Annotated in this window: 14 protein-coding genes; 13 read left to right on the forward strand and 1 reads right to left on the reverse strand. The window is 45.4% G+C overall.

Going from position 1 to position 12,393, the window contains the following annotated elements; all coding sequences use genetic code 11:
* The first annotated feature begins 46 nt into the window (after nt 1-46).
* The 4 genes from BLQ13_RS17120 (at nt 47) to BLQ13_RS17135 (ending at nt 4,927) form a co-directional block, all read left to right on the forward strand.
* A complete protein-coding gene (locus BLQ13_RS17120; protein WP_090922246.1) occupies nt 47-2,413 on the forward strand; it encodes an endonuclease MutS2 in 2,367 nt (788 codons plus the stop codon).
* 60 nt (nt 2,414-2,473) lie between these two features.
* Nucleotides 2,474-2,899, forward strand: coding sequence for a DUF350 domain-containing protein (locus tag BLQ13_RS17125; RefSeq protein WP_090922248.1), 426 nt, complete (start codon nt 2,474-2,476; stop codon nt 2,897-2,899).
* A 120-nt stretch (nt 2,900-3,019) separates the two neighbouring features.
* Nucleotides 3,020-3,586, forward strand: a complete 567-nt coding sequence (locus BLQ13_RS17130) for a hypothetical protein (RefSeq protein WP_090922301.1) — start codon at nt 3,020-3,022, stop codon at nt 3,584-3,586.
* Nucleotides 3,587-3,718: 132 nt separating this feature from the next.
* Nucleotides 3,719-4,927, forward strand: coding sequence for an MFS transporter (locus BLQ13_RS17135; protein ID WP_090922250.1), 1,209 nt, complete (start codon nt 3,719-3,721; stop codon nt 4,925-4,927).
* Nucleotides 4,928-5,041: 114 nt separating this feature from the next.
* Here BLQ13_RS17135 and BLQ13_RS17140 read toward each other — a convergent pair whose 3' ends face one another.
* The gene (locus BLQ13_RS17140) at nt 5,042-6,262 is read right to left on the reverse strand and encodes an NAD(P)/FAD-dependent oxidoreductase (protein WP_090922252.1); all 1,221 of its coding nucleotides are present in this window, start codon (nt 6,260-6,262) and stop codon (nt 5,042-5,044) included.
* 95 nt (nt 6,263-6,357) lie between these two features.
* Here BLQ13_RS17140 and BLQ13_RS17145 point away from each other — a divergent pair, with 95 nt between their 5' ends.
* The 9 genes from BLQ13_RS17145 to BLQ13_RS17185 all read left to right on the forward strand — a co-directional run bounded on the left by BLQ13_RS17145 (nt 6,358) and on the right by BLQ13_RS17185 (nt 12,293).
* Nucleotides 6,358-6,591: a hypothetical protein gene (locus tag BLQ13_RS17145; RefSeq protein ID WP_090922254.1), complete on the forward strand. Its 234-nt coding sequence runs from the start codon at nt 6,358-6,360 to the stop codon at nt 6,589-6,591.
* A gap of 55 nt (nt 6,592-6,646) precedes the next feature.
* Complete coding sequence (locus BLQ13_RS17150) at nt 6,647-7,030, forward strand: spore coat protein (protein ID WP_090922256.1); 384 nt, start codon at nt 6,647-6,649, stop codon at nt 7,028-7,030.
* A 156-nt stretch (nt 7,031-7,186) separates the two neighbouring features.
* Entirely contained in the window at nt 7,187-7,687 is a 501-nt protein-coding gene (locus BLQ13_RS17155) for an Lrp/AsnC family transcriptional regulator (protein WP_090922258.1), read from the forward strand.
* Nucleotides 7,688-7,700: 13 nt separating this feature from the next.
* Nucleotides 7,701-8,909: an aminotransferase class I/II-fold pyridoxal phosphate-dependent enzyme gene (locus BLQ13_RS17160; protein ID WP_090922260.1), complete on the forward strand. Its 1,209-nt coding sequence runs from the start codon at nt 7,701-7,703 to the stop codon at nt 8,907-8,909.
* Between the two features lie 220 nt (nt 8,910-9,129).
* The gene (locus tag BLQ13_RS17165) at nt 9,130-9,318 is read left to right on the forward strand and encodes an aspartyl-phosphate phosphatase Spo0E family protein (protein WP_308722269.1); all 189 of its coding nucleotides are present in this window, start codon (nt 9,130-9,132) and stop codon (nt 9,316-9,318) included.
* Between the two features lie 183 nt (nt 9,319-9,501).
* Entirely contained in the window at nt 9,502-10,053 is a 552-nt protein-coding gene (locus BLQ13_RS17170; protein ID WP_090922264.1) for a type 2 periplasmic-binding domain-containing protein, read from the forward strand.
* Nucleotides 10,054-10,089: 36 nt separating this feature from the next.
* Nucleotides 10,090-10,632: a bifunctional adenosylcobinamide kinase/adenosylcobinamide-phosphate guanylyltransferase gene (locus BLQ13_RS17175; protein WP_167375770.1), complete on the forward strand. Its 543-nt coding sequence runs from the start codon at nt 10,090-10,092 to the stop codon at nt 10,630-10,632.
* Nucleotides 10,633-10,704: 72 nt separating this feature from the next.
* On the forward strand, nt 10,705-11,280 hold the full coding sequence (locus BLQ13_RS17180) for a cob(I)yrinic acid a,c-diamide adenosyltransferase (RefSeq protein WP_090922268.1): 576 nt from the start codon (nt 10,705-10,707) through the stop codon (nt 11,278-11,280).
* Nucleotides 11,277-12,293: an RluA family pseudouridine synthase gene (locus BLQ13_RS17185; protein ID WP_090922270.1), complete on the forward strand. Its 1,017-nt coding sequence runs from the start codon at nt 11,277-11,279 to the stop codon at nt 12,291-12,293. Before BLQ13_RS17180 ends, BLQ13_RS17185 begins: the two co-directional genes overlap by 4 nt.
* Nucleotides 12,294-12,393 lie beyond the last annotated feature (100 nt).

Consider the following 12,393-nt stretch of genomic DNA (forward strand, 5'->3'; position numbering starts at 1 on the left):
GTTTCTTTCGTTATAATACAGGTATAGTTTGGAAGGAGTTGTACACTTGGACACGAAAATATTACACACATTAGAATATCGCAAAATTCTAAATACATTGATTGGCTTTGCTCAAACGTCAATGGGCAAGAAAAAAGCGGAGCAACTTGAACCGAATAGTGATCTTGAAGAAGTAAAACGTTTACTTCAACAAACGGATGAAGCTTTCACCTTTGAGCGTCTCAAAGGTTCCCCATCATTTGGCGGGATTGTAGACATCACGGCTTCAGTAAAACGTGCTGAGATTGGAGGCACCCTGAACCCGCATGAACTGCTGGGTATTTCCACAACGACACATGCGGCCAGACGATTGAAACGTCAGATTGCAACGCTGCATGAGGACGAGCCGATAGCATCGCTCTTCTATATCAGTGACCAGTTGTCCGAGCAGAAGGAGCTTGAAGATGCGATCCGTATCTGTATTGATGATAATGCGGAGGTTGCAGATAGTGCGAGTGTAACGCTGGCACAGATTCGCCGTGAACTGCGCGGGGGAGAAGCACGGATTCGGGAAAAGCTGGATTCAATGATTCGTTCATCTACGGTATCCAAAATGTTGCAAGATCAGCTCATTACGATTCGTGGGGATCGATTTGTGATTCCGGTCAAAGCAGAGTACCGCTCTTATTTCGGCGGCATTGTTCATGATCAGTCTGGTTCAGGAGCGACTCTATTTATTGAGCCGGAATCCATCGTGGCTATGAACAATAAATTACGCGAAACCCGGATTCGGGAAGAACGTGAGATTGAGATTATTTTGCAAAAATTGACGGCCCATGTCAGTGAGCAGGGTGAGTGGCTGTTATATGATGTCGATTTGCTGGCATCGCTTGATTTTATTTTTGCCAAAGCACGTTTAGCCCGTGAACTCAAAGCAACTCTGCCTCGGATGAATGATCGGGGTTTCCTGAAGCTGAAAAAAGGACGTCATCCGCTGATTCCGATTGAACATGTCGTTCCAATTGATGTAGAGCTGGGCAACGACTACACCTCTATTATCGTGACTGGACCGAATACGGGTGGTAAAACGGTAACGTTGAAAACCATCGGTCTATTAAGTTTGATGGCGATGTCGGGATTGTTTGTTCCAGCCGAAGACGGCAGTCAGCTATGTGTCTTTGATGCGATCTATGCCGACATTGGTGATGAGCAGAGTATCGAGCAGAATCTGAGTACGTTCTCTAGCCATATGACCAACATCATTCGTATTTTGAAAAATATGACGCCGAAAAGTCTCATCCTGTTGGATGAACTTGGAGCAGGGACAGATCCGGCAGAAGGTTCTGCGCTCGCCATCTCCATGCTGGAGCATATGCACCAGACAGGTTGCCGCATGGTGGCAACGACTCACTATAGTGAGTTGAAAGCTTATGCGTACGAGCGTAAAGGCGTTATTAACGCCAGTATGGAATTTGATATTAATACACTGAGTCCAACATACCGTTTGCTTGTCGGTGTACCGGGACGGAGTAACGCTTTTGCGATTGCAGAGCGCTTGGGGCTTCCGGGTTACATTCTGGATTATGCACGCGGTGAAGTGAAAGAAGAAGATCAGCGGATTGAACACATGATCGCTTCGCTCGAAGAGAACCGTCTAACAGCTGAACAAGAGCGCCAGAAAGCGGAAACGCTTCGTCAGGATATGGAGAAATTGCGCAGTCGCCATCAAGCCGAGCTGGAAAAGCTGGAACAACAGCGTGACCGCCGGATTGAAAAAGCGGAGGAAGATGCGCGTAGCATTGTAGATAAGGCCCGTGCAGAAGCAGAGAAAATTATTGCGGATCTTCGTCAGCTGGCCCTGGAAGAGGGGGCTTCTGTCAAGGAGCATAAATTGATCGCTGCTCGTAAGCAGCTGGATGAAGCAGAACCGGAAAAACGTAAAAAAACGGTGAAAAAGACAGCCGCTCCGAAAGCACGTGCGATTGGACCAGGTGATGAAGTTCTGGTTTATAGTCTGAATCAGAAGGGGCATGTCGTGGAGATGGCAGGCAACAAGGATGCTGTGGTACAGCTCGGCATTATGAAAATGAAGGTGTCGCTGGATGATTTGGAGTTGCAACAGACAGCGTCGGCAACAAAACAGCCAAAGCAAAAACCAGTCACAGGCATGAAGCGTACCCGAGATGATAACGTGAAGAGTGAGTTGGATCTGCGGGGGGCTAACCTGGAAGAGGCGCTGATGGAAGCGGATCGTTTCATCGATGAAGCATTCCTTGCCAACTTGGGTCAAGTGTATATTATCCATGGTAAAGGTACAGGAATTTTGCGTACGGGTATTCAGGATTACCTGCGGAAGCATAAACATATTAAAAGTTATCGTCTAGGCAATTACGGAGAGGGAGGCAACGGTGTAACCGTCGCTGAACTTGAATAGCCTCAAGATGAATAAACATACTTGCTGTTCAGTCAAGTGGATAGCAGGTTCGGAAGGAGAATGGGAGTGAAAGAAGCGATTGACGGACTGCTGTCTCATCCGCTCGGGATGGTCCTCGGTTTCTTCTCGGTTGCCATTATGGAGTTGCTTGTTTTTCTGGCATGTTTCGAACTGGTGACCAAATATAAATGCTGGACGGAGATCAAAAAAGGCAATGTGGCTGTGGCTATGGCTACAGGCGGGAAAATCTTTGGGATTTGCAACGTACTCCGTTTTTGCATTCAAGCAAAATCTTCAGTATATGAAGCGATGACATGGTCATTTGTCGGGTTTGTTTTGTTGCTCATTGCTTATTTTTTGTTCGAGTTCCTGACGCCAGTGTTTTCAATTGACCGGGAGATTGAAGCAGATAACCGTGCAGTTGGATTAATATCCATGATCATTTCTGTCTCACTGTCCTTTGTTATTGGCGCAAGCATTGTCTAGGGGGATCGATGATGAAAATATTGATACGGATTTTGTTTGCGGCGTCGATTGTGTTTTTTGCCATCGGTGTGATCTATGTGTTAAATACGTAATTATATGAAAGAGAAAGGTTGATACATGATGGAAACAACGGTATGTCCTTGGTGTCAAACAGAGATTGTTTGGGATGAGGAACTGGGTCCGGAAGAAGAGTGTCCGTATTGTCATAATGAATTAAAGGGTTACCGTACACTGAACATTAACATTGGTGATGAAGAGAATGATGATAGCGAAGAAGAGTTCGACATGAAGGACATTTCAAACGATAAAGAGCAAATCTCGGACCTGACTTCGCTTTGGGGTGATGAAGTGGAACTGAAGTTGCCAGAACTCCGGACATTGAATAAATATGCAGATGAGGGCAACGATCTGATTCAATATGAACAAGGTGTAGAAAAGCAACTGGATCAGCAAGAGGAAGTACCAGAGTGTCCGAATTGTCGGGAATTCATGATTCTAGCTGGTACGCAGACAGCGAGTCAGGATACATTCACACCAGTGGCCAATGCTGCTTCTGGAAAAGGTGTTGTCTTGTCATCTCCATTTACGGTATTGACTTACGTGTGCTCTGGTTGCTTCCAGGTTCAATACAGTTTGTCTGAGGATGACCGTCTGCGTTTGATTCAGAACCTGAGTGCACACGAATAGATCACATTGGTTTGAAAACCAATTTTATACAACATCAAAGATTCATCATGTTTTCCTCCGGCTTGGGGTACGTTAAGCCTTAAGAGCCACCTGTTCAAGTTAAGTTGGATTCAGGTCATGGAGGAGGGGCAGATGAAGATTACTTTGGGAAGACAATCCATTCTGCTTTTAGGCGTGAATGGATTGTTTGCGTTAGCCGGAGCCTTGTCCGGTACGTTTTTGAACGTGTTTCTATGGAAAAGCCGTCCAGATTACGCCATGCTCGGCTGGTTTACCATCAGTCAGCAACTGGCTATTGGCATCACGTTTTGGCTCGCGGGGAAGTGGGTCAAGGAACATAATAAAATGAGTGCATTGAGGCTTGGGACAGCATTATCTGGTATGTTCTATATGCTTGTTCTGTGGACTGGCAAGAGTGCTGTGGATTGGATCTGGCCGTTAGGTTTGCTCCTAGGATGTGCATTGGGGCTATTCTGGATTGCCTTTAATGTCGTCTATTTCGAAGTGACGGATCGGGAAAATAGGGACTTGTTTAATGGCTGGGTTGGTTTGTTAGGCTCCATGACAGGCATTGTTGGGCCGTGGTTTTCGGGCCTCATTATTTCACGTATGGCAGATAATACAGGATATCGGCTTATATTCACCGTATCTCTTGTTATTTATATTATTGCAGTGATTTTCAGTTTTTTTCTGAAAAAACGAAAAGTTAGCGGGACATACTGCTGGTTAGAACCCATCCAGCAGTTGTCCACCCCAAAGAGTCCGTGGCGGCCGCTTTCCATGGGGCTGTTTGCCCAAGGCGTTCGGGAAGGGGTATTTGCCTTTTTGATTGCACTGCTGGTTTATCTGGCGACAAGCCAGGAGTACAAGCTTGGACAATTCTCTCTTATTACTTCAGCTGTTGCGCTCGCCAGTTACTGGGCAGCAGGAAAATGGTTTAAACCTCATTATCGATCTAAAGGGATGTTTACAGGTTCCGTGTTGTTACTTCTGGTGTTGTTACCACTACTCTGGAAAGTGACATATGGGACACTGCTTTTTATGGGAATCGGAAGCGCTATAGCGATGCCGCTATATATTTTGCCGATGATCTCCGCAGGTTTCGACATGATGGGCACAAGCGGCGAAAATGTGGAGAAAAGGGTTGAACTTGTCGTATTGAGGGAACTCAGTCTGATGTGCGGGCGGCTTTTTGGCTTGACCGTATTTATGATTACTGTGTTAAACTCGCCATCAACTAAAGTGTTAATCTGGCTCATTATCATCCTTGGGGTTTTTCCGCTCATTGGCTGGATGTTTATGAGGAAACTTCTGATCAACACGACAGCTCGCGATTCATGAAAGTTTATAACTGAAAAAAAGGGTGCAGCGAGGGAATGGAAGTTATCCCTTAGCCGTACCCTTTTGTTGTTTTTCATACGACGAAACCGTATGTCATCCAATGTGTTTTTGCGTTTAGGCTGGAGATGGTTTGCTCGTTCTTGTTAGGGAGAAAAGCTTCATATCTTCATTCTGAACGCCGCTAATGGCATCTGCGATCAGTGAGGCCGCAATCATGCTGTACACCGTTCCGTTCCCACCGTACCCTTCGACAAAGTATGAATGTGGGTAATCCGGATGCGTACCAATGAGGGGAAGGCCATCATGTGTATTACCAAATACAGCGCCCCAAGCATAATCCACCTCTAGCTGATCAAGCGGGAAATATGTTTTGAGCTCATCTAACAGAACATCGCCTTGATTTTTGGAACGGAGCTCGCGCTGATCCTTGTCCGGTGTTTCTTCATCAAGTCCACCCACGATAATGCGGTTGTCTGGCGTGGTACGCATATATAGATAAGGGCGAGCCGTTTCCCAGATCATAGCTTGCTCATGCCAAGAGCTCAGATCAGACAGAGGTTTGGTTGTTATAGCATACGTTGCTTTCAAATACGCTCCCCGGTCTTTTTTGATCTCTTGCGTTTCATAACCGGCTGCATAAACGATCTGCTTAGCTCGAATTTTGCCATGGGGAGTATAACACAAGACCCCTTCATCGTCATATTCACAGTGAATCATTTCTGTTTGTTCGTAGATACGTGCCCCATGTTGAACGGCCGACTCAAACAGCCCTTGCACAAACCGATACGGATTTACTTCCGCATCTCCTCTGGTGTATAAGGCGGCTGGTTTCACAAAAGGAAAATGGCTTTTGATTTGGTCTGCGTTCCATAGCTCTGCTTCGAATCCATGCTTTTGTAAGGTCTGATATTCTTCCTCTAGCAAAGAAACATCTTCTTCGCTGCTGGCAAAACAAAAGCTGTTTCGCGGAATAAACCACGGATCGGTCTTCAGACTCCCAGCAATTTCGGAAAGCTGCTGCATGGCTTCACGGCACAGCTGATAAAAGCGTACCCCTTTTGCTTCTCCAAATGTGTTGATGCACGATGTCAACGTTTTGTCATTGGTATATTGTAGCAGTCCGGTGTTGGCTGAACTGCTTCCATGTGCTATTTTTCGCTTGTCAATGACAACCGTATCGAATCTACGCTCTGCAAGCAGCCTTGAAGTCAGTGCACCCCCCATACCGCCACCAATAATCAAGCAGTCACAAGAGATGTCGCCATTTAAAGAGGGATAATCCACATCCGATTTATAAGTTGAAGGCCAGTAAGGTGTGCCATATACAAGATCCAATTGAACCAGCTCCTTTGTCTTCACATTGGTATAGTTTTGTATTTCAAGGTAACAATAAACTCGCATAAACTATAGATCTAGGAGGTACGACGTACATGCAACATTCACAAATGCAAGCCCTGAGTCCAAAAGAATTGAACTATATTGCCGATTCCATCTCCAACGAGGAGATGCTGATCAAGCAATGTGCAGCTACAGCTTCCATATCCACACATCCGGCTATTCAACAGGCATTGAATCAATATGTTCGCTCTCATGAGCAACATATGAACACATTGATTCAAACATTGCATCAGCATCAATCTCTTGCACCTTCCCAATCACAATAATTAACATCAACAAGCAACCCACAGCAATAAATCAGCACATAGGAGGAAAACACACATGTATAATCAAACCGGAACTTTTATGCAAGAACAGGATTTGTTAAAAACCATTCTTGCAGACCTGAGACGAACTTCGCGCGAATACACAACGGCTACAACAGAATCTTCCTGTCCGATGGTTCGCACTATGTTCAATGATTTGACGAATGATACACTTCGCCTGCAAGGAGAACTGTTTAACCTGATGCAGCAGAACAACATGTACTCCGCTTCTGCTAAAGCACCGCGTCAGGACTTGGACAAGCAGATTCAGTCTGCACACCAGGCACAGCAGAAGTGTCAGCAATTCGTGCAAGAAAAAACTGTACAAACTAGCTCTTATGGTCAAGTGCCAAATGTATCTCCGCGTCAACCGAATTACGGCAACCCTTATTACATGTAACCTGTAGATAAGGGTTTTGAAGCATATGCTTAAAGACCATACCACCGCTTGCCTGAATTGAAGGCAGGCGGTCTTTTGTCTATGCACCAACGTTGAATTCATGTAATATAAGTATTAATTCATTTTAGGAACCTGGATGACGCTGGAGGGAAAACGATGAAAGAGTTGAACGATCTGCAACTTAAAGTTCTGGATCTGTTGAAGGAAGACGCGAGAAGGACTCCCGCACTGCTGTCAACGCTGCTGGGGGAGTCGGAAGATAAAATCAAAGCTGTTGTAGCGCAGCTTGAACAAGAACACGTCATCGTAAAATATGCAACGGTAGTGAACTGGAGCAAAATTGATGATGAGAAAGTGACGGCCCTGATTGAAGTTCAGATTACACCTGAGCGTGGGCGTGGCTTTGAAGGGATTGCCGAACGAATCTATCTTTATCCGCAAGTAAAGTCGGTTTACCTCATGTCAGGAGCATACGATCTGCTTGTTGAAGTAGAGGGTGGTAATCTGCGTGAAGTGGCTAACTTTGTATCGGAGAAGCTGTCTCCGATTGATTCAGTACTGTCAACCAAGACGAATTTTATTCTTAAAAAATATAAGCAGGACGGGATTATTTTTGAAGACCATCAGGAAGACAACCGTCTCATGATCTCGCCGTAAAGGAAGATGTGTCATGATAGTGAATGAACAGACAACCGGGAATAACAAAACAATGTCCTCATATTTGGCTCCGCTCGTGAAACAGATCCCGCCATCCGGCATCCGCAAGTTTTTTGATCTGGTGGGCGACAATAAAGATATCATCACGCTTGGTGTAGGCGAGCCGGATTTCGTAACACCGTGGCACATGCGTGAAGCTTGTGTATACTCTCTCGAGAGAGGCATGACCAGTTATACATCGAATGCAGGTATGCCGAAGTTGCGTGAGGCAATCAGCAGTTATCTGGATACGCAGTTTGATACCAAGTATGATCCGAAAGATGAGATTATTGTCACCGTAGGTGGAAGTGAAGCAATTGACCTTGCTTTGCGTGCATTGATCGTGCCCGGAGACGAAATTCTGATCCCAGAGCCATCTTATGTCGCATACTCTCCTATTGCTTCCATCGGTGGAGGTATCCCTGTCGGGGTAGAGACATATGCAAAGGATCAGTTCAAGGTAACGGCTGAAGCGCTGGAAGCTAGCATTACACCGAAATCGAAGGTTGTTATTTTATGTTATCCAAGCAACCCAACAGGGGCGATCATGACCTACGAAGACTGGCTGCCGATTGCAGAGGTCATCAAAAAACATGATTTGATCGTCATTGCTGACGAAATATATGCTGAGTTGACTTATAATCAGAAACATGTCAGCTTCGCTTCAATTCCCGATATGAAAGATCGCACGATTTTGGTGAGCGGTTTCTCCAAGGCGTTTGCGATGACGGGATGGCGAATTGGATATATGTGTGGACATCCTGAACTCATTGCAGCCATGCTCAAAATCCATCAGTACACGGTAATGTGTGCGCCGGCAATGGGTCAGGTAGCAGCTCTCGAAGCATTGACAAATGGACTGGGTGAAAAAGACCGAATGGTCGAATCCTATAACCAGCGCAGACGTTTGATTGTACAGGGGTTCCGTGATATTGGACTGGATTGTCATGAACCTCAGGGAGCGTTTTATGCTTTTCCGAGTATTCAGAAGACAGGCCTCAGCTCCGATCTGTTTGCTGAACGATTGTTAACGGAGAACAAGGTGGCTGCGGTGCCAGGTAACGTGTTTGGGCCGCAAGGAGAAGGATTTTTACGTTGCTCTTATGCGACCTCAGTATCCCAGTTAAACGAAGCTTTGGAACGTATCGGAAATTTTGTTTACAAAGTTCAAAAAGAGGGTTAATACAAAGAAGAGCTACAGTATAAATAAGGCATTTGGTACTTTTCCAAAAAAATACTTTCTTTTACAAAATATTATGATATAATTTCAATTTGAAATAGGATTTCATATATTTGGAAAATTATTTTCTGAGGAGGGGTTAGCTTTGTTTTGTGTTGAATATGATTTACCGACAAATCGTGGACACGTTCTGGCAGAAAGCGATCATGGCGACCGATGGTCGGTGAACCCTGATGACGCATCCTTGCATAACATTTCCTTGGAAGATGAGATCCGCATGCTTCGCAGCAAGATGGAACAGATTTTTCTGGAAGAGAAATCATTTACATCCGACATTGTGATTGAAATCAGCAGTTTGCTGGACTTGAAAATTAACGAATACATGAAGGCTAATCCGGTCAAACCGAAGTAAATATCGGGTTGATGGATATATGCTACGAACATGTAGAATGATATAATTTGTAACACGGCAGAGAGGAGGTCCGAAAGGATCTCCTTTTTGTTATGTACTTTAATGTAATGTCGAATACGGGTTATTTTTTTGCGTGGAACAATTGTGATATATTGGAGTTAGGAGACTAAAGGGGGAACTGGAATGAGGAGATTTTGGGGACTGACCGCAATAATTTCATTAATCTTTATATTAGCCGGATGTGGCGGTAAAGATGGTTTTACGGTGTTTATTATTGATAACCAGGGTAATCCATCGGGTATTTCGGAACAGTTACAAACAAATCTGCAGCAAAAGCTTGGTGAAGAACCAAAAGTAGAAATCATTACAAGTGCGATGTATGATGTTCAAAAAATATTGGTTGAATATGCCGCTGGCAGCCATGATATCTTTATTTTGCCTGAAAATGATATGAAACAGTATGGTCAGAACGGCTCGAATGTCCCGCTAGATGATACATTTGATCCCAAAAAATATGAACGTGGTGTATTTGAGGGATCTGTATTGGTTGAAAAAGGGAAGGGCGACGATGGATCTGATATGAAAAAAGAAACCCACTTGTACGGTATTCCGCTGGAGAATATGCAGATGTTCAAGGATGTAAACTATGCCCCAAGCAATCTGTTCGCTACCATTCCATTGTCAGCGGCTAACATTGAAGAGTCGAAAAAAGTGCTCAAAGCGCTGACAGAATAACATCTATCTAGAACAGGTATGGGAGGAGGGAACGGATTGCTGATTACGGTCACAGGCGGTATGGGCAGCGGAAAAACGCGCTTTGCGCTGAAATATGCGGCTCAAATGAGCCGGGAAGGTGTATATTTGTCCACTGGTGATCATGATTCCGTAATTCCCGAATTGCCATCCGCTCATTATCGTGCCATTCAGGTGGGGAACGGCCCGAAGCTTGCTGAAGTGGTGAACCAGATTAATCGGGAATCCAATCTTTTTCTGGCGGATCAACGCATGTTGATTGTGGATAGCCTGACGTCCTGGATGGCAGCCAGTTTCAGGGAAGCAACCGATCTGGATCTGCAACGTGTGGAAACACAACAGTTACTAGATGCACTGCTATCCTATCAGGGAAAAATACTTATCATTACAAATGAGATGCATGGTAGCTTACATCCGTCAGAAGAGGAACGTATTTTTGCGGCGAGAATGGCTTCGGTGAACCGGATTCTGCAGTCTAATGCAAAACAGATGTTTATGCTGGTGTCTGGACTTGCGATTGATCTGAAAGCTCTGCATTTGCGTTATGAAGATGAAGGATAGACGAGCTTTCGGTAATCGGGTAAGATATTTCAGCGTTTGATAAATGATTGATGCACAATTGGAGGGATTATGATGGGGATATATACACGAACCGGTGATGAAGGCCAGACTTCAGTCATTGGAGGCCGAGTTATCAAAGATGATGATCGGGTAGAGGCTTATGGCACGATTGATGAATTAAATTGCTTTGTGGGTCAAGCAATCAGTTTGATTGACTCTGCTAACGGAGAATTTGAGGATTTGCGCGAACATTTGCTTGAAGTGCAACAGGAGCTCTTTGACTGTGGATCAGATCTGGCTTTTGTGCGAATAAGTGAGACAAAGTACAAAGTACGGGATGAGATGGTCACACGTCTGGAGCAGTGGATCGATCAATATGATGCTGAAAATCCTAAAGTGGAACGTTTTATTATCCCTGGCGGAAGTCAACTCTCATCTGCTCTACATGTGTGCCGCACAGTGTGCCGCCGGGCAGAGCGCCGTACCGTTACGCTGGGACAGCATACGGATATTAATCCGTCGGTGCGTCGGTATCTGAACCGTCTTTCGGATTACTTCTTTGTTGTTGCACGGACAGCCAATGCAAGACAACAAGTTGCGGATATTGAATATGTGCGGAGCAAAAAAGTATTCCGCCGCAAAGAATGAGCCAATATTATGCACCGATTGCCTACACGGTGACCGAAGTAGAGGACGGCTGGCTGCTAAAAGCCGTGCTTCAAAAGCGGCTTCAGGTTTCGCGTAAGCTTTTATCCAAAATCAAACTCACCGAACAAGGTGTTATGCTGAATGGTGAACGGGTATATATCAGTGTCAAAGTGAGTGCAGGTGATCTGGTGGAGATTCGGATGGAGCGAGAGGAATCCGATGATATTTTGCCAGAGGATATTCCATTCGCTGTGTTGTATGAAGACGAACATCTGCTGATCGTGAATAAAGATGCCGGAATTATCGTGCATCCAACCCATGGGCACTACACAGGTACTTTAGCTAATGGTGTGGTGCATTATTGGCAACAAAAAGGCGAGAAATTCCGCTTCCGTCCAATCCACCGATTAGATCAGGAAACATCCGGCGTGCTGGCGATTGCCAAAAACCCATATGTGCACCAGCATGTATCAGAGCAGATGATCGCCGGCACTGTGGATAAAAAATATATCGCACTGGTGCATGGCAGCCCTGTTCCCGAACAGGGGGCGGTTGACGGGCCAATTGATCGCGATCCCGAGGAACCGCATCGCCGTATCGTTACACCAGACGGATATGCGGCCAGAACGCTCTACACAACGTTGTCTCGGTGGGATGATGGAAGTGCCAGTGCTGTAAGTTTGAAGCTGGAGAGTGGACGAACCCATCAGATCCGGGTACATATGACGTCTATCGGTTGCCCGTTGATCGGTGATCAGATGTATAAGACGTTGCCAATGCATAACGTGGATGAGCAGACAATGGCTGTTCGTGAGGAACGGGATACGTGGATTGAACGCCAATCGCTACATGCGTGTGAACTGATATTCGAACATCCGATCCTCCGGGAACGTATGACATTCCAGGCTCCATTGCCGCCAGATATGGCCGCATTGGAGAAACGTTTGGATGCCGAGGCGGCCCCGAGAGTAATGCTTCAGGAAGAAGAGGGACAAACCCAAGCGGAAAAGTAACCTCGGATTTAGGACGCAGCTGCATGTTCGAAAATAAAAGTGTATACAGTTCAGAGAGCAGCGCAGCTGAACAGCATGCCGAAGGCTAGAGAGGTTTTGA

The organism is Paenibacillus polysaccharolyticus, assembly GCF_900102085.1.
GTDB classification, from domain to species: domain Bacteria; phylum Bacillota; class Bacilli; order Paenibacillales; family Paenibacillaceae; genus Paenibacillus; species Paenibacillus polysaccharolyticus.